Below are 19,684 nucleotides of genomic sequence, written 5' to 3'. Positions count from 1 at the left end.
TTTTTTTAGTGTTATGATCTTCTTGTAAACGCAATCTACCAAGAGGCTGCATTGGCCTTGTAAGTTAGAAGGGGAGATTAACATGAATTCACAAACAAGTAATCGCTGGCTGATTGTTATAGGAACTATTATTGTTCAAATGGGGTTGGGAACTATTTACACATGGAGCTTATTTAACCAACCATTGGTTGATCGCTTTGGCTGGCAATTGAACTCGGTAGCCATTACTTTTTCAATTACAAGCTTTGCTTTAGCTTTTTCAACACTGTTTGCCGGCAAACTCCAGGATCGCTGGGGGATTCGCCGCTTAATCGCAACTGCAGGCATTTTCTTGGGAGCAGGATTAATCATTAGCTCACAAATCTCAGAATTATGGATGCTTTACATCATGGCTGGTGTTGTGGTAGGATTTGCCGATGGTACTGCTTACATCACATCACTGTCAAATCTTATTAAATGGTTTCCGGAGAAAAAAGGGCTTATTTCCGGAATTTCTGTAGGTGCTTATGGAACAGGCAGTTTGCTATTCAAATACATTAACGGATCACTAATTCAGAACGTTGGCGTATCTAATACATTTTTATACTGGGGCATAATCGTGATGATTATGGTTATGGTCGGTTCATTCTTAATTCGCGAGGCACAGGTATCAAGCCAGTCCCAGTCCGTTAAAGGGGTACAGGCTAAAGACTACACAGTCAAAGAAATGCTTAAAACAAAAGAAGCTTACTTATTGTTTATTATGTTTTTTACTGCATGTTTGAGCGGTTTATATCTAATCGGAATTGTAAAAGATATCGGTGTAAGTTTAGCTGGTTTGGATGTGGCAACAGCAGCCAATGCCGTAGCATTAGTAGCGATTTTCAATACGATTGGCCGCATTATTCTTGGAGCATTATCAGATAAAGTTGGACGTTTAAAAGTGGTAGCCGGCGCTTTTTTGGTGACTGCAGCAGCTGTATCTGTTTTAAGCTTCCTAAAACTAAATTATGGATTGTTCTTTGCGTGTGTTGCAGGAATTGCTTTCTGTTTCGGCGGAAATATAACCATCTTCCCAGCAATTGTTGCCGATTTCTTTGGCTTAAAAAACCAAAGTAAAAACTATGGGATCATTTATCAAGGGTTTGGGATTGGTGCATTGTCCGGATCTTTTATTGCCACAGCACTTGGCGGCTTTGCTCCTACCTTCACGTTTATTGCAGTGTTGAGTATAGTCTCAGTAGTCATTGCTCTGTTAATAAAGTCACCGGATCAAGGATCTGTTTTGAAAGAAGAAAAAAGAAACGAAAAAGCTCACGCCGCATGATTCCGGCTACAAAGATTGGTTAATCCCTGCAAAATGGCCTTCACAGTTCACTGTATAATAATGATTTAACCATAAATGATTTAGGATATAGAGGGGACTTAAGAGAAAAAATCAATAAAAATTAAAGCCGATTTTTTGTTTACTGAAGAAATCGGCTTTAATTTTAAATTCTACAAAAACCTCATTTACTTATGATACGGTTCCCCTCGATGCTACCATTTAACACTAAATTTTCCTATCAAAGATAGTATTTCAAATAAAAGAAGATACTCTGATAATCAATACTAGATAATCGGTTACAAATTCTAAAATTTAATATATTCGTTTATTTTTCTCACTTTTCAGAGTGTGTGTTCGATCCCTGCTAATATTAAAATCTCACATATTGCCTTTAATAATCATTTAAAAATCTAAATCCCTACCATTACTACTAATAACCTTCTTATACCATTCAAAAGATTTTTTCTTTGTGCGTTTTAAAGTGCCACGACCTTCATTGTCCCTATCCACATATATAAAGCCATACCTTTTATTCATTTCTCCTGTGCTAGCACTTACAATGTCAATTGGTCCCCAAACCGTATAGCCTAATAAATCTACACCATCGTACTCAACGGCATGTCGCATCGCACTAATATGCTCACTAAGGTATTTTATACGATAATCATCATCTACATAACCATTTTCATCAGGCGTATCGACTGCACCCAGGCCATTTTCAACAATAAATAATGGTTTCTGATAGCGATCATAAATAGCATTCATCGTAATTCTTAATCCGAGTGAATCAATTTGCCAGCCCCATTCACTTGCTTTCAAATAAGGATTAGGTAAAGTTGGAAATAAATTTCCTCCTATGGTATCAGTTAATTCAGGATCAGCACTTACCACACTAGATGAATAATAGGAAAAACCGATGAAATCTACTGTATGTTCTTTCAGGAGTTCTTTATCTCCTTCTTCAAATGGCAGAGTAATGTTCTTTCGTTCTAACGCTTTTAATACATAAGCGGGGTATTCACCTCTTACCTGCACATCAATAAAGAAATAATTCTCATTTTCTACCTGTTTTGCTTTCCAAACATCTTCTGGATTACTTGTTCTTGGATACGGAGCACCAGCAGCTAGCATACAGCCAACTTTATTTTCTGGATCCACTTCATGAGCAATTTTAGTAGCTAAGGCACTAGCTACTAATTCATGGTGACTTGCTATATATTTGACAGCCTCTTCATTCTCATTTTCTTCAAAATAAAGTCCTGCCGCCATAAAAGGAGCTTCCATGATCATGTTAATCTCGTTAAAAGTGATCCAGTATTTTACCAATCCTTTAAAACGATTAAAAATCACTCGACATAATCTTTCATAAAAAGTGATTAACGTTCGATTTCTCCAAGCACCGTACTCTTTTACAAGATGCATCGGACAATCAAAATGTGTAATCGTTACTAGAGGCTCAATGTTGTATTTATGACATTCTTTAAATAAATCCTCATAAAACCGGAGCCCTGCTTCATTCGGAACAGTCTCGTCACCATTAGGAAAAATTCGGCTCCAAGCAATCGATAACCGATAGACCCTAAATCCCATTTCAGCAAATAGAGCAATATCTTCTTTATAATAATGAAACATATCAATCGCTTCTTTGGCTGGATAAAAATGTTGATCGTCAAAATCAAACATTTTCAGTTTACCCTTAATCACACCCACTCTATCATCACCTATAGGTGCCAAATCAACATTTGCAAGCCCTCTTCCATCAACGTTGTAAGCTCCTTCACATTGATTCGCTGCTGTTGCACCGCCCCATAAAAAATCTTCTCTAAAACCCATATTATCGTCTCCTTTCATAAATGAGCAATCAGTAATGTAAGATGATTCTATCAAGAAAATTTACTACATAAAACTACTTAGACAATTCCTGTAATTAAGACATCACCTGCATTAACCTTTACCTCTTTAGTCTCGATGATTTCAAAATAATCATTCGAATTGGTAACAATAATTGGAGTTTCAATCGAGTATCCTGCTTTTTTAATTTCCTCAATATTAAAGGCTACCAACTTCTGCCCTTTTTTCACAGTGTCACCTTGTTCCACAAAAGCTTCAAAATGCTTTCCATTTAATTGAACAGTATTAAGACCAATGTGAATTAATACTTCCAGACCTTCATTTGATACTAAACCAATGGCATGTTTGGTAGGGAACAGAGTAGCAACTGTGCCATCAAATGGAGCGACAACTTCACCTTTTAAAGGTTCAATACCAATTCCTTTTCCTAATAATTCTTGGGAAAAAGCGGCATCCTTAACTTCTGATAAAGGAATAGTAATCCCGTTTATTGGGCTATATGCCGTGCTTTTTTTTATAACTTTAGTAGAGTTTTTATCTTCATTTTCGGCGTTTGTTACTTTCTCATCATTGTCCTTATGAATAAACATGGTAAGGACAAATGCAATTACCATTGCAGCCAATACCCCAATTATAGCGATCATTAAATTACTTAAACTTTTATCATTAGGGTTAATCATAGTGGTAAACTCGAAAATCCCCATTCCCCCAAACGTAAACTCTCTTAAGTTGTAATGACCATAGAAGGCCCCTGCAATCCCTGAAACAATACAGCTCATGATAAATAATTTTTTCCGAGGTAGTGTAATACCATAGATTGCTGGTTCTGTGATACCAAAAATTCCAGAAACAGCAGCGGGAATACATAAAGCTTTTAATTTCTTATCTTTTGTTTTAAATATAATTGCTAGTACTATAGCAGTTTGCACAAAAGTAGCTGCAAAAAAGGGAATCATAATATTATCGTAGCCAAGTGTCATGATATTATTAATGTAAACTGGTATGAGTCCCCAGTGGAGTCCGAAAATAACCAGGACTTGCCAGAATAGACCGACCAATAAACCTGCAAGCAATGGACTGAAGTCACGAACTGCTATAATTCCATGTGCAATTGCCCCAGAAGCATATGTTGCAATTGGCCCAATCAATAAAAATCCGAGTGTTAATGAGACAAATATTGTAATCATTGGAACGATGAAAAATTTCACTACATCAGGAATAATTTTATCTAATATTTTTTGGATTCTAGATGCAAAATAAACAATCAAAATAACTGGTACAACAGTAGACGTGTAGTTCATACTTATTAATGGAATTCCAAAAACCTTAAGGTAAACTGGTGAACTAAAAATAGTTCCGCTAAACAAGGTAGTTAATGGTTTCCCAGAAGCAGATAACGCATCTAACTGAATGGAAGGATAACACATTGCTAAGCCAATTAATAATCCTACAAATGGTTGCAATTTGAACTTCTTCGCAGCTGTATATCCTAAAAGCACAGGGAGATACATAAACAAAGCGTCGCCCATGGAATTAATAACTTTATAGGTACCGCTATCAGCAGAATACCAGCCTAAAACGTTAAATAAAATATTAAATCCCTTCAACATTCCCGCAGCACACATTACACCTAAAATTGGTTGAAAAATGCCTGAAATAACATCAATAAATGAATCAAGAACTTTTTTCGGTTTTTTATTATCTTCTATATCCTCATTGTCTTTTATATTAGCAATGGCCAAAACATCTGTGTACACGTCAGGAACGTGATTTCCAATTACGACTTGATACTGTCCGCCCGATTTCATCACAGTCACCACACCGTCCATGTGTTTTAGGACGTCATCGTTTGCCATTGACTCATCTTTCAACTTAAATCTTAACCTTGTTACACAATGGGTGAGACTAGATATATTGTCTTTTCCCCCTACGTTATGCACAATTTCTCTCGCTAACTTTTCATACTTTCCCATATTTCTATTCCTCCATTTTCTATTTAAAAAATAGTATGATGAAGGTTTGGCCAACTTAATGTCACCATCCAATCTATATGTAACTCCTCACCTCCTTAGAGTGGCATGCTTAGCTCATGAAGTTGTTTTGTATACAACTCTGTGTATATGAACTGTTAGATAGAGCTTCTCTTCATTTGTTAGTGTATAGTTATAATTATTTTTAATAAAAGTAGCTATTTTTTCTACACATTGGTAAGCATTTTGATATTTTAGTTTAATCACATCTAGCAAATCCTCATCGCCTTCGTTTTCATGCATGTTTTCACTCATTAATCTTTGAGCGAAAAATTTTAAATGCGATATAAAACGGTAGAAATATACGGATTTTTCATCAAATTCAATTTTAAAAAAATACCTGACAATATTACTAATTTCTTGGATAATCTTAGTAACTTGATAAATGTCTTGAGTATCTTCCTTATCTTCCGCATTTACAATATGGAGAGCAATGAAACCGGCTTCATCCTCTGGAAAACGAATATCAAAACGTTCCTTAATGAGTTTAAGAGCCAAGAGTCCCACTTCATATTCATCAGGATAAAACCTTTGTATATCCCACAATAGCGCGTTTTTTATCAAAACCCCTTGTTTGAAACGATTTACAGCTGAAAAAATATGATCGCTTAAAGAAAGGTATATACTTTCATTTAGTTTCTTCCCTAAGGATAATTTTGCGGATTCTATAATTTTGTTACTAATTTTAAAGTAATCAATAGGAATTTCCGTTAAAAGTTCTTGGAACTTGTTGAATGCTTCTTTGGTAGACAGTGGATATACCTTATCAATATTTTGTTCATCAATGGGGTCTCCAACCTTTTTTTGATAAGCTATTCCCTTGCCCATTACAATTACTTCTTGATCCCGCTTATCTCGTGATACCGCCACATTATTGTTAAGGATTTTTCGAATGATCATCAATTTTTACTCCTTTTTACAAATAAAGACCTATCTGCACACTTAAATAAACGCAAAGATCTGCGTATAATTTAATGTGCAAATAGGTCTAGCTTGTAATTAAACAATCACTATCCGTAATTTGCAATAATATTTTCTTGATTTATATTGTTAATATAATATCCTAAACTATATTTGTCAACGCTTTCTTTTAAAAATATTTTTGTATGAATGAAACCGGATTCTTCAACTCTCTTTTTTAAATTAATAAAATCTACTTAGTGTTTTTTCATTGAACCATGGATTGAATCCTTATTTACTCTCAAAAATCCAATTGATTAGTTCTCTCTCAAAGGATTGAGGTTCTTCAAACATAGGATTATGCCCACTATGCTCAAAAATCACTTTCTTCACGTTCTCATATGTGTCATCAATTGAATCCCATAGTGAAACTGGCGCTACCAAATAATCATATCTCCCTAAACCAATAAATACTGGTTTATTGAAAGTGTTCAGTGACTGTATAAGATTTAGCTCTCCGAACGCCTCTCCCCACAGATAATCGATGATTGGCATATTCGTACATACACCTTCCCACATATAAGCTGCATTAAAGGTATAGTCATAAAAACTTTGTGCTCCCATACGAATGCACATATGGACAAATCGCCGTTTAGGATCTTTCTTGATGTCACTTTCTAATAGAGCAATATCCTTTTCAAACTGCCGCTTTCTTTCTGGACTTACAGTCTCATTAAAAAATGCAAAGCTTTGGCGCTGCCTTTCCTGGCTATTTGAAGGGGCTGAATTTAACAAGACAACTTTTTGGACATGTTCAGGATATTTTCTTGCATATTCCAAAGCCATGAAAGCGTGTCCTGAATGCCCTAAAATAATGAAATCTGTTATACAAAGAGTTTGTCGTGCTATTTCTATGTCATCTAACACTTTGTCCAATGTATAATCTTCTGCTTCTAGAACCCGGGGCGGCTTAACAAAACCTCTATGATCAAGAAAAATAAACTGGAATGTTTCATATAAATCTTCCGAGAATAGGTGAGGATAATAAATACTGCTGCCTACCACTAATATCGGTTTTCCAGTTCCCTTTACACAATAGTTCAGTTTAAATCCATTACTGCTTATACTTTGATATTTGTTCATTGTAATTGTCCTCTTTTCTTTTTTATTGAGAAGAACTACTGATAAAGTAATATCTCCCCTCTACACCACTTCCTTTCTTCTTTTAATTCCATTACATTCTCCATGGAACGATCTAACACTTTACATCACCTCAATTAAGCTTGCCTTTAATTAAAGATACATTAGCATAGATCAAAATGACAAATATATTACAAATATGTGGAACCTTGTTTGTCAGATAAGTAAAACATATGTTCAAAGTGATTTGAGACCCACAGTAATATCATAGGTTTCTTTTTTTAAATGACCCTACCATTAAAAAACATATGAAAAGTTGGACTTAAATGTTATTGCCATCCCAAAATGACCGAAAGTTGACGGTGTTGCCTGTCCAGAATTAGACGGTTATAATGTCCATGTGTACATGATTCGAAACATTTCGACATTTATAATTCTGGAGAAAGGAAAAGACGCCTCCCATAATGTATATCTGCGCCAACAGATATACGGGAGACGTCCCCTAAAAAAACCATATGATTATTGTATCAGATTATAAACTAATTGAAAACAATGGAGTTTTTGGTTAGAGGTGCGGGGAGGATTCCTTCTCCCTGTTGCGGAAAAAGCATGAGTGTAACTGGTACTAGGGAAAGAAAATCAAGAGAAAGTTCTGGAGAGACAAAAGTATATAATATCCGACGATTAGGTTGTGATCAATGTGGCCGGATTCATCATGAATTACCAGATTTCTTAGTCCCATATAAGAGATATAGCGCAGAGTGTATAGAGTCGGTTCTTTCGAACCCTTCTACACATGATGTTCCAGCTGATGAATCTACTTTATTTCGTTGGTTTGAATGGTTTAATTATTTCGTAGATTACTGGGCTAATTGCCTCCTATCCATTGTGCTTCGAACTAAACAGGATAAGATCCCTTTGAATTTGACGTCCGCAAATTCAGAGACTGCACTTCGTAGAATAGGACGACTGGTGGGGAATGCCCCCAGATGGCTGGAGAGAATTGTCCGTCCGATTGTGAATTTTAATTTGTGGCTACAGACCCGTTCTGCATTCTTGTCCGAAGATAGCTGATTTACACTCATGATAATCACATATGTTAGGGAGTGTTATCATGAGAGATCAAAAAAAGGCAGAAGAAATTGCAGTACAAAGGTTCCAGCTCATTGCCCCTCTTTTGGCGGAAGGGCTAGATGCTGGAAAAGCAAAAGAATTGAAAAACCATATCTGTAAGACCAGCGGTCTTTCTGAAAGGACCATTAGACGTTACCTTGAGCAGTATCGGAATGAAAGTTTTAAAGGGCTAAAGCCAAAAGGAATCTCGGGAAAAATGAAAAAAGAGGCCATTCCCCTGCATTTATTGGAACAAGCGATTCTCCTTCGAAAAGAAGCTCCTACTAGAAGTGTTGCACAAATTATTCAAATACTTGAGTGGGAGGGCTTGGCTCAACCAGGGCAGCTGAAACGTTCTACACTTCAAGAAAAGTTAACTGAAAGAGGATACAGTTCTCGGCAAATGAGGCTCTACTCTCAAACAGGAATAGCAGCTAGACGATTTCAAAAGCGTCACCGTAACCAACTGTGGCAATCGGATATTAAATTTGGACCTTATTTGCCCATTGGGCCAAATGGGACCAAGAAGCAGGTTTACTTAGTCGCTATAATAGACGATGCAACTCGATTTATTCTGCATGGAGCCTTCTATCCTACCCTTGATTCTAGGATTATAGAGGATGCTTTTCGAAATGCTATTCAAAAATATGGTGTCCCTGAAGCTGTTTACTTTGATAATGGAAAACAGTATCGAAACAAGTGGATGTCTCGTACTTGTTCCAAATTAGGGACAAGACTGATCTATGCAAAACCGTATGCGGCTGAGTCAAAAGGCAAAGTTGAACGCTTTAATAGAGTTGTAGATTCTTTCTTGGGTGAAGCGGCCCTTGAAAAGCCTAATTCCTTAGATCGATTGAATGAGCTTTTTCAAGTATGGCTTTCAGAGTGTTATCAAAATAAACCACATTCTGGTCTTGGTGAGAACATTAGCCCTGAAACTGCTTTTCGAAGCGATAAAAAAGCACTTCGATTTATTGGTCCTGATAAACTAGCGAATGCTTTCTTGCATTGTGAGACGAGGAAAGTAGATAAGTCGGGGTGTATTAGTTTTATGGATCAGAAATATGAGGTTGGTCTTTCTTTTATTGGTCGTCAAGTAGATGTTGTCTATGATCCTGCGGATTTGGAGGAGTTAACAATTGAATACGAAGGTTATTCCCCTTGGAGAGCAAAAAAGCTTGTGATTGGAGAAAGATCTGGAAAGCGACCAACATTGCCTTCACACCTCCAATCACTTGAAGCTGATTCTTCCAGATTACTTAAAGCTGCCGAACAGAAACATAAAGAAAGAAAAATCGAACAAGCTCCTGCCGTTTCTTTCCGTGCTGTCTGGAAGGAGGATGGCGAAGATGTTTGAGGCTTTTTATGGAATGAAACATACCCCTTTTACAAGAGATGTGCCTACTACTCAACTTTATGATTCCATTACGATGCAAGAAGTTTTAGGCCGATTAAAGTATACGGCAGAGAGGCAGCTATTTGCCGTTTTAACTGGGGATTGCGGAACTGGGAAAACAACCACAATTCGGAAATTTGTAGATGGCCTTGATCAAGGGAAATTTCAAGTGCTTTATTTATCCGATTCAAAACTAACACCTAGGCATTTTTATAAAGGTTTGTTAGAACAGCTAGGATCGGAATCGAAGTTTTATAGAGGCGATGCCAAACGACAACTCCATCGAGAAATTGAATTAATGAGAGGTATTCATGGAATTCAGCCTGTAGTTGTGGTTGATGAGTCACACCTATTAGATCGTGAAATGCTTGAGGAAGTTAGATTTTTACTCAACTTCAAGATGGATGCACAAAGCCCGATGGCTCTTATCCTTGTGGGCCAAAGTGAATTATGGGATCGTCTGCGTCTTCAATCATACTCTGCCATACGTCAAAGAATCGATATTCAGTTTAAATTAAGTCACTATGATCACGCACAAGTAGATGCATATGTCTCACGACATCTAGAATATTCAGGAATTGACCAACAAATCTTTTCAGATGGTGCTTTGGAGGAAATTCATCGATTTTCCGGCGGAACCCCAAGGCTTATTAATAAAGTTTGTACACACAGCTTACTTTATGGAGCTCAAAACGGACGCCGAATAATTGATGATCATATGATTAAGCATGTCATTCAGGGGGAACTGTCATGAAGAGCCGCTGGAAAAAAATGAAGTTTAATGAGGATCTCGATTGTTGGGTGGTTTTCTGGGGTGATAATACAGGATACAAGGTGCGCTGTGGCGATTGGTTTGATCTTCACCTCGGTGATGGAAGGAAGCTTTCCTGCCGCATGGAACTTGGAAGAGATTGGTATATTATCGTTGGTAGGAATGATACAAAATTTTATTTGAAGCAAAATGAAACCTATCAAGTTAATATTTAGGTGAAGGGGAAGCTAGAGAAAGTATAGGCTTCCCCTTTCTTTCGGTTAATATTCCCGTCAGATTACGGACAAAAGGTTCCGTCAATTTCTTGACATTATAGAACGTCATTAACAGTATGGGTACTTTAGCACTTAGCGATTTACCTGAACTTACTTTTACATTTTTAATTGCTACATGTTTTTTACCTTCTAGTACAGCTACATAATCAGCTACTCTGTTTGAATCAAAATATATTAGATTTTTGAACAAAAGGAAAACCCCCTTTTACTATTTGTCTGTTTAATGAACTCCACTTTTTAGATTTCAGAATTTAAATTTTTTTAAAAAGGAGACCCTTGTTATATTGTTAAATAGATTCTGAAACGTACTTAAATCTCATATTTTCTAATTTTATCAAATAGTTCCATCCTCACATTATCTTTATAAACTTCTGCTATCTCAAAATACCTGTCATCCCTGTTTACCTTATATGCATAAATAACATTCGAACGGTCATCTGTACCTAAAATATAGACCTTTACACCTTTAACGGCTAATATATCCCCCAAGTTTTCAACATCATCATTTGTTGAAGAGATAGAAATTTTCTCCTTAGGGAAAAATATTCTAGGCTCAGCATTCTTTCCATCAATTCTTGGACAAAGTTCTACTTCAATTAAATTAGATGAGATTTTCAATTTCCCTTCGTTGTCACTAAGTGTGAAGTCAGGGTCTAATTTCTTTAATAAGAAAATAAGTGGAGCAATTAAATAATCAGATTCATTATGATAATTTTTTAAGCACTCAATCAAAGTGTATTCAAAGCCTTTAGTATCACTTATTTTGTATAATTCATCTTGGATATTTTCAGCAATAATAAATTTCTCCACTGTAATTATCTTTTTGGAGATAGCTTCTCTTATTAAAGCCTTATATTCATCTTTAAAGACTGCTCCTCTGCTATCGTTATAAAGAGCCTTATAATTGAAATCATCATCTACCGTAACCTTTTTAATAAATAATTTTTCAATATTCAACTTTCTCACCCCCTTTTTGAATATATGGCATTATTTCTTGAAGTAATATTTACATAATTATACCAATAACCTCAAAATATATCGATTCATTTTCAACAAGTGAATTGGTGTTGATAGTACCTGCCTTATTGCCCCGTTCTTGGCATTCTAAAAGATGTTGACGTACATGACTGTAAGTTATGTCTTCGACGTTTACAACCTCATTCTCGATGCAATAGTCCACAAATTCACCAAGCAGTGTTTTGTAATTTCTAATGTTTGTCTCAGTTGTGTTTTTAAAACGTCTATCATCCAAAAAGTCTTGATACCCGAATTTCAACAACATAAAAAGACTACCTCCTTGTTTTTAGGAAGTAGTCTATTCTTTAGAAAAAAGTCATTTACGTGACCAGTTCTCAAAATGGGCGAAAAATAGCGTTAACTATTTCTCAGATGCAAGGCTCAAAAGCCTTACATCAATCCGCCCATTCCGCCCATGCCACTCATATCAGGCATGCCGCCTTGACCAGCAGGTTCTGGCTTGTCAGCAACAACTGCTTCAGTTGTTAAGAACATAGCCGCAACAGATTCAGCGAAGCATTGATATAGTCATGTATTACTTGTATTCAATTAGCACTAACCACTTCTCGTGATAAAGCTTCATTTCAAATTATAAAGTAGTGGTGGATAACTATAAAGCAGTCATAGAAGGTAGTACTCTTTAAACAAATAACCTTTATTTCAAACCAGTTTTCAATGTAGTAAAGCTTCTTAAATTACATCTCGAATATCCACATGATAAACGTCATCTTTACAAACTAAAAACAGCTTATGCTTTCGCCCTACTGCATAATCATAGTTAATGATGTCATTCTCTTCAGTTACAGGAAGATAGCTTTGGATTTTCTTATTTTGTAAGGAATAAAGATGAATTTTTCCTTTAACATCATAACCATGTCCAAATAGGATATAATCTTTCCAAATTGAAAAGGCTTTGCTCCCTACGATTGGCGACTCTTGGAACTGTTCATGGTTGAATAACTCATAATCAGTCTTGTTATGTAGTGCTACCAGAGGGAAGTCCGAATAGTAATACAAATATACAGTTTGATTTGAGGAAACATTCAAAGCATAACAGTCATCTATGAAAGGAATTTCATTATTGCTAGGAGTCTGAATAAATTTTACAAAATCAAAAATTTTAACCCCTTTTTTATCAAAACAAAGTAACCCGCTTGCTCCGATAGAATCTCCAAACACTCCTTCATCAAAATAGCTAGTCCAAATATCACCATTCTTAGTAGTTTGAACATCTTCTATTCCATCACCCATATGAAAAGAAGACATTAAATTCTGAGTATCATCGTAAACAAAGGCATTATGTGTTGTATCATTCTTTGCACGGGCATTTACAAGCAGCCAATTGTCTCCTAATGGCTGAGCATAGTGAAGAGGCTCTTGTGAAGGAGGAATTATTATTTTCTGTACTGCCCATTCTGTAACATAAAAAATTGAATGATGGTGAATATCTCTTTTTTTAACCGAAGTTAGCAAAACCAGATTACCATCGTAATCTATGAAGATATTATGTGTGTCATGTTTTCCTGCAATATGGTCAATGTTTAATTTACGAATGGCTTGTATATGCCTTACCAATAGTATCACCTTCTTACTTGGTCAAGAACAGTTTATGAAACTGAAATTTGTACTCACTAGGTGCTTTTTCGCTTGAACGGTAGATTTCGGCTCTTTATCCTGTTCTTCCCTTAATTGTACATTGTTTCTTGAGATTAACTAAAACAATGTAAATAATTTCAAACAAAAACAAATGATGTTTACAAATAGATAATCCACCAACCGCAATTACCATTCCTGCTACAAAGCCCTTCCATGGTCTAGAATCATCAGATTTTTTATCTCCATCATTGTTTCCATAAGCATCCTACTAATTTGTAGCTGTTTATGTGTAAATATTTACTAGTTCATGATTCAACGGGATTATTTTTATGGTAATATATAACTGAGTATTCAGAAAAGATATTCGGTTTCAGACTTTATTAGCAGCCTATTATTTTAATAATTAACATCTACATACCTATTAAGGAGGTTATCTATTTGCCTTCACTAAGAATTTCAAGAATAGAAAAAAGAACGAGAGTAGAAGGTCCGGGATTAAGGTATTCTATTTGGGTTCAAGGGTGTCCGATACGCTGTGAAGGGTGTTTTAATCCTCATACCTGGGATTCCAACGGAGGCTTTACAAAAGATATTGACGAAATCTTATTGGAAATAAAGAGTACTTTAGAGACAGCCACTGAACTTGAAGGTGTCACTTTTTTAGGAGGCGAGCCTTTTAGTCAGGCAAAGGAATTAAGTATCCTGGCGCAGGAAATAAAAGAAATGAATTTATCAGTTGTTACGTTTACCGGCTATGAATATGAAACGATCTTGAGATCACCGAATCGAGAATGGCACAGATTATTAAAGGAAACGGATTTGTTAATAGACGGGCCTTATATCCAGGCTCAACATGATCTCAGCCGCCCTTGGATTGGATCGAAAAATCAAAACTATCGATTTCTGACGGATGTTTATAAACATTTGGAATCATCATTGCCGCTAATTCCGAATAAACTCGAGATACGGCTGCATCCTGACGGAAGTATATCTGCCAATGGAATGGCAGAGTCCATTGATTTACATATGTTACTGGAACTGGATTATGTAAGGAAGGAGTAAATTCATGAGCATTGAAATTGTGTTAATTCCTCTTGCTATTGCTTTAACAAAGGAAATTGCGGAGGGCATCTCCAAAATTTCAGAAGAAAATAATAAAGACTTCTCCATCCTCGATACACGAATGAAAGATGAGTCTCTTCTCAAGCAAGCACTGGAAGAGTGGAGCTGTTCGTTTCGAGAAGTAGAAGCACTAGATTCACTTCAACAGCTTCATGAAAATGAAGTGTCTTTTATGATGAACAAGGAGGGGTGCTACTCGCTTGTTTTGCCGAAATCTGCAGACAAAAACTCATTCCAAGAATGGATCGAAAAGGTAGAAACGTCCTATACCCATTACCTGCAGCAAAAAGTCTATCTGAATCTAGTAGAAAAGGCAAAACAACAGGGAATGATTCTAGAGAATGAGGAATTGTTAGAGGATCATTCAATCCAGCTTACCTATATTTTAAATCGATAAAAGGGGGAGAATGATTTGGCAAAAAATTATACAGACAGAGGAAAGACATGGGAGCTAGCGAATAGCTGGTGGATTCTATTAACGTTTGCTCCTATTGGTATGACCAGTTTTATCGCATTTTTATATACGGGAATTAAAGTAAAAAATCAGCGTTGGAAAATTTATGGTTTCATTTATTTAGCAGTCTTTATTCTTGTTATAGCTTTTAACATAACAGATATTAGTGCAGGCATATTTCTTGTCCTTTGGATTGTTTCGATTGTCCATGCCTTTAAAATACGTCCGGCTTATTTAGTCCAGTTAGATTTCTTAAAGTCTCATGAAAATGAATTAATTAATCAAGAAGTTTCAAAGCTCAGACAAGAAGCTGAAGCGAAATTTGGCGGCGTTAATCGTTTGCAAACGCAACCTCCTCAGCCTAAGAGAGATAACCGGCCAGAAATTGACACCAACTCTCAGGTAATCCCGCAAATCCAACCGGGTGTACCAGAAGAAAAAGAAGTTAAAAAAATCAATATCAATTTAGCGCCTGAAGCGGAAATTGCTGCGATTCCTGAAATTGGAATCATTTTAGCCAAAAAAGCAGTCGTTAAACGCCAAGAGATTGGCGGTTTCCAATCCTTTGAACAATTTGCCCAAATAATGGGGTTAAAGGAGCACACATTTGAAAAAGTAAAACCGCGACTCGTTTTTTCAGAAGGCGAAAACAACAAAGAACAAGTTACTTCTGGAAGAGTAATAGACTTCTAATCTAGTTTTATGAAATATGGTAAGCCGGATTATTTATGGCTTACTTTCTTTACATACTAGTAAAGTGAGAAAAAAGGAAGGATGCATATGTCTGCAGGCAAGCAAACCAGAACACGAACGTTGTTGGCAAATCTGTTAAAAGCTCGATTTCCGTATTTATATATCCAAACGTGGGAGGAAGACCGTGTTTTATCACTGATCCGTTCGGTTGCCCAAGACACAGAATTAATTAAAACGCCGCGGGAAGTATTCACATGGAGATTGACAAATGGGATTCAAGATCACAACAGGCAAACAGTGGGAGATTGCAAACAGCCTTTAAAGGCGCTGGAGTTTATTGAAAAACATGATAGGCCCTGTATTGTGGTCTTGCAAGACTTCCATGTGTATTTTGGCGGTCAGGGAAGACATCCGGATTTCCAGGTTATTCGTAAATTACGGGATATCTTAGGGAAAATCAAGCAAAGTCCAAGTCCGATTAATGTGATCTTTACTTCTCCTTTTCTGATGATTCCCGAGGATCTGCAAAAGGATATCACGATAGTTGATTTTGATCTGCCATCCTTTAACGAAATTCATGCCGTTCTTGATGAAATGATCCAAATCAATCAGCAAAGCGGAAGAATTCAAATCTCTTTAACCAATGAAGAAAAGGAACGGCTGGCTAAGGCCGCCTTAGGCTTAACCCTCTCCGAAGCAGAAAATGCCTTTGCCCGTGCGATGGTAGAAGACGGAAAGCTGGACATCCATGATGTAGAGGTTATTCTAGAAGAGAAAGAACAAATCATTAAAAAAACCGGTATTCTGGAATTCATTACGAGCGATTTAAAAATAGAAGATGTAGGCGGGCTCGAGAATCTGAAGCGTTGGCTGGCCAAGCGAAATAAGTCCTGGCTCGACTCAGCAAGAAAATATGGTCTTCCTGCACCCAAAGGGGTTTTAATTACAGGAGTCCCCGGCTGCGGAAAAAGTTTAATCAGTAAATCGATTAGCTCCATGTGGCAGCTCCCGCTTTTAAGGCTGGATATGGGGAAAATCTTCAGCGGCATCGTCGGCAGCAGTGAAGAGAACATGAGAAAGGCAATCAAAACAGCAGAAGCCATTTCCCCTTCGATCCTTTGGATCGATGAAATTGAAAAGGGGTTCAGCGGGATCTCAAACGGCGGGGACAGCGGGATCTCTTCCAGGATTTTCGGGCAGTTTTTAACATGGATGCAAGAAAAGACGAGTCCTGTATTTGTAATTGCGACAGCCAACAATATTTCTGGTTTGCCGCCGGAACTGATGCGTAAGGGCCGCTTTGATGAAATCTTCTTTGTGGATCTTCCGACTCTCCGAGAAAGAAAAGAAATCCTTAAAGTCCACATCCACAAGCGTATCAAGGATCCGGAAGTAATGGGATATTTCAAATTAACCGATGAAGTGTTGGAAAGTCTAGCGAAACAATGCGAAGGCTTTGTCGGGGCGGAGATTGAACATCTAGTCATTGATGCTTTATTTGAAGCCTATTCAGGAAATCGCTCGATTAGTCTGGAAGATTTTGAACGAGCGATTTCGAATACCGTTCCATTATCTGTTACCCAGGCTGAACAAATAAGACAAATTCGGGAGTGGGCGAATGTTCGTGCCGTTGCAGCCACGCCCCAAGAAGACCGAAAAGAATATATAAAGGAGACCGTTATGGTCCCAGACAACGGTCAAGCACCAGATTATACCGATGACGTTCGTTTTAATCGGGGCGGAAGAACGATTGATTTCTAAGGAGAGAGCAGATGGAAGAAAAAATTCAGATACGCATTTTTCCTGACGGCCGCATTAAGGCAGAAACATTGGGCATTAAAGGCGAAAAATGTACAGATTATATTTTGATTCTTGAAAACCTTCTTAACGCCCAAGCCGTACAAGCGGAGTACACAAAAGAATTTTATGAAACAGAACAAGTTAGCCAGCAGCAAACGGAACAAATTTCTCTTAAAAATATTAATAAATAGTTTAACCGTTACCAGGAGAAGTGTTAACGCACTTCTCTTTAATTTTTTCAGGCATGTATTTCTATTAATAATTCATTCAGTCCGAAAATAACAAGCACACTAAAAACCGAATTATCGTAACTGTCAGTGACTCTTTTCAATCATCCGTAATGCCAATAAAAAGTGGTATGAAATCCTGGAAATAAGCGAGCATTCGTGAGAAAATCGTATTTAACTAAAGAACTGCTTCTGTTGTTAAGAACATTGCCGTTACAGATGCAGCGAAACATTGACATAATCATGTATTACTTATATTCAATTAGTACTAACCACTTCTCGTGATAAAGCTTTATTTCAAACTGTTAATAACAGCTAATTTAATTACATCTCGAATACCAACATGATAAACGGCATTTTTACAAACTAAAAACAGCTTGTGCTTCCGTCCTATTGCATAATCATAGTTAATGATGTCATTCTCTTCATCTACAGGAAGATAGCTTTGGATTGTTTGATTTTGTAATGAATAAAGATGAATTTTCTTTTTATTATAATAGCCATGTCCAAAAAGGATATTATCTTTCCAAATTGAAAGGGCTTTACTTCCTACAATTGGCGATTCTTTAAACGATTCATGGTTTGTTCCTTCAAATTGCGGTTCATGCCGACCTGCATCTCTTGTACAGTAATCCTCCGACACATACTGTGAACCCCGATCAGATATGATCTCTTCACGAGCTGCCTGTCAGCTACGAGGCGACTAGGCTCTTACCTCGACCGGACTATACCAGCTAGTTGTGCCTGACTTGGTTAGACACGCAATAATAAAAAAGAGCTAGCAAAAATACCGCTAACTCTCGTATTGATCAATAAATGGCCTAATTACAATCTTTGAATCAACCAATAAAATGCCAGCACAAAAATAAGGCAAGACGTTGAAATCATCATTTTACGATACCATGGGAACCTTCGCAGCCATAGCAAGAAGGGAAGTAATAGGCATAGGACCATGAGCTGGCCCGCTTCCACACCTAAATTAAACGTCAGGAGTGAGCCAATCAGATTGCTCTTTGGAAGTCCCGTTTCGGCCAAAGCCCCGGCGAAACCCATACCGTGAATCAGGCCAAATAAGGCCGTCAATAGCCACCGCCATTTCGCCTTTTGAACAAATATATTTTCCACTGCCACATAACAGATCGTCAGGGCAATCAAGAATTCGACCCAATGCGAACTGACCTGAATACGGTCGGTGGCCACCAAGAATAGTGTTATGCTGTGGGCGATTGTAAAAGCAGTAACAATTTTCAACGCATCCTTGAAGCGAGATGCGATTAATACTAAGGATAACAAAAACAGTAAATGATCGTACCCGGTTAAAATGTGTTCGATTCCAAGTACAAAGTATTTCCATAGGACGGATCCAATTTCAGGCTGAGGAACGTCCTGGGGGACTTCCTGGGGAAGGTTGATCAGAATATCTCTATTAGTGCTATCAATCATATCCTGCTGAAAATATTCCCCTGCATGGACCATGAATACACTCGTATGAGCAGGCGCATCGTCAAACACCAGATCGTAATGAAGATTAAATTGTTCGATGTCTTCACCGGCGATAAACTTCAATTGAAATTCCACGCCTCTTACGGCACCCTTTTGCGCCATGTTCATCGAAACCAATTCCATCGTTAAGGGCTTCGAATCCGCATCTATGCGAAGACCTTTCTGTAGATAGGATTCGATTTTTTGCGAGGCCAGTTCATCGTTCACCTGATTATCCAAGTCAGTACCGAATTGTGGAAACAAGTCTTTTTGTTCAATAAAAAGATCATAGAGAATCTCGTTCCCTTCAATGGTTAAATCCGAGTAATTCATATTTATGGAATGCGCAAGTGAAGTTGTGGCAGTCCCAAAAAATAATAAGATCATGATGATGAACATGGACAGAAATGAACGCTGCTTCATAGCGGAACCTCTTTTCATAAAATGATAGTATTACAATCTGCAATATAGTTTATCCGGTTACGAACGTTCATTCTGCAACTTGAACAT

The 19,684-nt window shown here is 37.1% G+C and carries 20 protein-coding genes and 1 pseudogene; 10 read left to right on the top strand and 11 right to left on the bottom strand.

Annotated features, from left to right (window positions below):
* Positions 1-82: 82 nt before the first annotated feature.
* On the top strand, positions 83-1,306 hold the full coding sequence (locus V7150_RS10760; RefSeq protein ID WP_420490274.1) for an L-lactate MFS transporter: 1,224 nt from the start codon (positions 83-85) through the stop codon (positions 1,304-1,306).
* A gap of 402 nt (positions 1,307-1,708) precedes the next feature.
* Here the strand turns inward: V7150_RS10760 and V7150_RS10755 are convergent, their stop codons facing one another.
* The 4 genes from V7150_RS10755 to V7150_RS10740 all read right to left on the bottom strand — a co-directional run bounded on the left by V7150_RS10755 (position 1,709) and on the right by V7150_RS10740 (position 7,230).
* A complete protein-coding gene (locus tag V7150_RS10755; protein ID WP_335517451.1) occupies positions 1,709-3,139 on the bottom strand; it encodes a 6-phospho-beta-glucosidase in 1,431 nt (476 codons plus the stop codon).
* 77 nt (positions 3,140-3,216) lie between these two features.
* A complete protein-coding gene (locus V7150_RS10750) occupies positions 3,217-5,130 on the bottom strand; it encodes a beta-glucoside-specific PTS transporter subunit IIABC (RefSeq protein ID WP_335517448.1) in 1,914 nt (637 codons plus the stop codon).
* A 114-nt stretch (positions 5,131-5,244) separates the two neighbouring features.
* A complete protein-coding gene (licT, locus tag V7150_RS10745) occupies positions 5,245-6,087 on the bottom strand; it encodes a BglG family transcription antiterminator LicT (protein ID WP_335517445.1) in 843 nt (280 codons plus the stop codon).
* Positions 6,088-6,378: 291 nt separating this feature from the next.
* Positions 6,379-7,230 carry an alpha/beta fold hydrolase gene (locus tag V7150_RS10740; protein ID WP_335517443.1) on the bottom strand — a complete coding sequence of 284 codons (852 nt, stop codon included), beginning with the start codon at positions 7,228-7,230 and terminating at the stop codon, positions 6,379-6,381.
* Between the two features lie 549 nt (positions 7,231-7,779).
* Between V7150_RS10740 and V7150_RS10735 the strand changes: the two genes are divergently transcribed.
* Genes V7150_RS10735 through V7150_RS10720 form a run of 4 tightly spaced genes read left to right on the top strand, consistent with a single transcriptional unit; the run spans position 7,780 to position 10,723 of the window.
* A complete protein-coding gene (locus V7150_RS10735) occupies positions 7,780-8,301 on the top strand; it encodes a DUF6431 domain-containing protein (protein WP_335517511.1) in 522 nt (173 codons plus the stop codon).
* Positions 8,302-8,341: 40 nt separating this feature from the next.
* Entirely contained in the window at positions 8,342-9,697 is a 1,356-nt protein-coding gene (locus V7150_RS10730) for a DDE-type integrase/transposase/recombinase (RefSeq protein WP_335517440.1), read from the top strand.
* Complete coding sequence (locus tag V7150_RS10725; RefSeq protein WP_335517438.1) at positions 9,690-10,490, top strand: ExeA family protein; 801 nt, start codon at positions 9,690-9,692, stop codon at positions 10,488-10,490. The genes V7150_RS10730 and V7150_RS10725 overlap by 8 nt, the downstream gene beginning before the upstream one ends.
* Positions 10,487-10,723 carry a DUF5348 domain-containing protein gene (locus V7150_RS10720; protein WP_335517435.1) on the top strand — a complete coding sequence of 79 codons (237 nt, stop codon included), beginning with the start codon at positions 10,487-10,489 and terminating at the stop codon, positions 10,721-10,723. Before V7150_RS10725 ends, V7150_RS10720 begins: the two co-directional genes overlap by 4 nt.
* Here the strand turns inward: V7150_RS10720 and V7150_RS10715 are convergent.
* The 5 genes and pseudogenes from V7150_RS10715 to V7150_RS10695 all read right to left on the bottom strand — a co-directional run bounded on the left by V7150_RS10715 (position 10,713) and on the right by V7150_RS10695 (position 13,375).
* Positions 10,713-10,973 carry a hypothetical protein gene (locus V7150_RS10715; protein ID WP_335517432.1) on the bottom strand — a complete coding sequence of 87 codons (261 nt, stop codon included), beginning with the start codon at positions 10,971-10,973 and terminating at the stop codon, positions 10,713-10,715. The two genes, V7150_RS10720 and V7150_RS10715, sit on opposite strands and share 11 nt — an antisense overlap.
* 119 nt (positions 10,974-11,092) lie before the next feature.
* Positions 11,093-11,740 (bottom strand): hypothetical protein, encoded by a 648-nt coding sequence (locus V7150_RS10710; protein ID WP_335517428.1) that lies wholly within the window; start codon positions 11,738-11,740, stop codon positions 11,093-11,095.
* A gap of 49 nt (positions 11,741-11,789) precedes the next feature.
* Positions 11,790-12,065: a site-specific integrase gene (locus V7150_RS10705; protein ID WP_335517425.1), complete on the bottom strand. Its 276-nt coding sequence runs from the start codon at positions 12,063-12,065 to the stop codon at positions 11,790-11,792.
* Between the two features lie 125 nt (positions 12,066-12,190).
* Positions 12,191-12,313 (bottom strand): annotated as a pseudogene (locus V7150_RS10700) (hypothetical protein); the annotation flags it as partial.
* Between the two features lie 177 nt (positions 12,314-12,490).
* Entirely contained in the window at positions 12,491-13,375 is an 885-nt protein-coding gene (locus V7150_RS10695; RefSeq protein ID WP_335517423.1) for a hypothetical protein, read from the bottom strand.
* Positions 13,376-13,834: 459 nt separating this feature from the next.
* On the opposite strand from V7150_RS10695, the gene V7150_RS10690 reads away from it, so the two are divergent.
* The 5 genes from V7150_RS10690 to V7150_RS10670 all read left to right on the top strand — a co-directional run bounded on the left by V7150_RS10690 (position 13,835) and on the right by V7150_RS10670 (position 17,656).
* Positions 13,835-14,458, top strand: coding sequence for a 4Fe-4S single cluster domain-containing protein (locus V7150_RS10690; protein WP_335517420.1), 624 nt, complete (start codon positions 13,835-13,837; stop codon positions 14,456-14,458).
* A gap of 4 nt (positions 14,459-14,462) precedes the next feature.
* The gene (locus V7150_RS10685) at positions 14,463-14,915 is read left to right on the top strand and encodes a DUF1257 domain-containing protein (protein ID WP_335517417.1); all 453 of its coding nucleotides are present in this window, start codon (positions 14,463-14,465) and stop codon (positions 14,913-14,915) included.
* Between the two features lie 15 nt (positions 14,916-14,930).
* On the top strand, positions 14,931-15,665 hold the full coding sequence (locus V7150_RS10680) for a ComEA family DNA-binding protein (protein WP_335517415.1): 735 nt from the start codon (positions 14,931-14,933) through the stop codon (positions 15,663-15,665).
* Positions 15,666-15,752: 87 nt separating this feature from the next.
* Complete coding sequence (locus V7150_RS10675; protein ID WP_335517412.1) at positions 15,753-17,426, top strand: AAA family ATPase; 1,674 nt, start codon at positions 15,753-15,755, stop codon at positions 17,424-17,426.
* 11 nt (positions 17,427-17,437) lie between these two features.
* Positions 17,438-17,656, top strand: a complete 219-nt coding sequence (locus V7150_RS10670; RefSeq protein WP_335517410.1) for a DUF2997 domain-containing protein — start codon at positions 17,438-17,440, stop codon at positions 17,654-17,656.
* A 328-nt stretch (positions 17,657-17,984) separates the two neighbouring features.
* Here V7150_RS10670 and V7150_RS10665 read toward each other — a convergent pair whose 3' ends face one another.
* Together V7150_RS10665 and V7150_RS10660 are read right to left on the bottom strand one after the other, a co-directional pair.
* Entirely contained in the window at positions 17,985-18,335 is a 351-nt protein-coding gene (locus V7150_RS10665) for a hypothetical protein (protein ID WP_335517407.1), read from the bottom strand.
* Between the two features lie 182 nt (positions 18,336-18,517).
* Entirely contained in the window at positions 18,518-19,597 is a 1,080-nt protein-coding gene (locus V7150_RS10660) for a HupE/UreJ family protein (RefSeq protein ID WP_335517404.1), read from the bottom strand.
* Positions 19,598-19,684: the final 87 nt, after the last annotated feature.

The sequence above is a fragment of the Neobacillus drentensis genome (assembly GCF_036965245.1).
Lineage (GTDB): Bacteria > Bacillota > Bacilli > Bacillales > Cytobacillaceae > Neobacillus > Neobacillus drentensis_G.
This window is presented reverse-complemented; position numbering and strand designations above follow the sequence as displayed.

Coding starts and splice junctions, on each gene's coding strand:
- V7150_RS10660 (WP_335517404.1), bottom strand. CDS start 19,597: ATGAAGCAGCGTTCATTTCTGTCCATGTTCATCATCATGATCTTATTA.
- V7150_RS10730 (WP_335517440.1), top strand. CDS start 8,342: ATGAGAGATCAAAAAAAGGCAGAAGAAATTGCAGTACAAAGGTTCCAG.
- licT (WP_335517445.1), bottom strand. CDS start 6,087: ATGATCATTCGAAAAATCCTTAACAATAATGTGGCGGTATCACGAGAT.
- V7150_RS10675 (WP_335517412.1), top strand. CDS start 15,753: ATGTCTGCAGGCAAGCAAACCAGAACACGAACGTTGTTGGCAAATCTG.
- V7150_RS10755 (WP_335517451.1), bottom strand. CDS start 3,139: ATGGGTTTTAGAGAAGATTTTTTATGGGGCGGTGCAACAGCAGCGAAT.
- V7150_RS10740 (WP_335517443.1), bottom strand. CDS start 7,230: ATGAACAAATATCAAAGTATAAGCAGTAATGGATTTAAACTGAACTAT.
- V7150_RS10760 (WP_420490274.1), top strand. CDS start 83: ATGAATTCACAAACAAGTAATCGCTGGCTGATTGTTATAGGAACTATT.
- V7150_RS10720 (WP_335517435.1), top strand. CDS start 10,487: ATGAAGAGCCGCTGGAAAAAAATGAAGTTTAATGAGGATCTCGATTGT.
- V7150_RS10705 (WP_335517425.1), bottom strand. CDS start 12,065: ATGTTGTTGAAATTCGGGTATCAAGACTTTTTGGATGATAGACGTTTT.
- V7150_RS10735 (WP_335517511.1), top strand. CDS start 7,780: ATGGAGTTTTTGGTTAGAGGTGCGGGGAGGATTCCTTCTCCCTGTTGC.
- V7150_RS10670 (WP_335517410.1), top strand. CDS start 17,438: ATGGAAGAAAAAATTCAGATACGCATTTTTCCTGACGGCCGCATTAAG.
- V7150_RS10750 (WP_335517448.1), bottom strand. CDS start 5,130: ATGGGAAAGTATGAAAAGTTAGCGAGAGAAATTGTGCATAACGTAGGG.
- V7150_RS10725 (WP_335517438.1), top strand. CDS start 9,690: ATGTTTGAGGCTTTTTATGGAATGAAACATACCCCTTTTACAAGAGAT.
- V7150_RS10685 (WP_335517417.1), top strand. CDS start 14,463: ATGAGCATTGAAATTGTGTTAATTCCTCTTGCTATTGCTTTAACAAAG.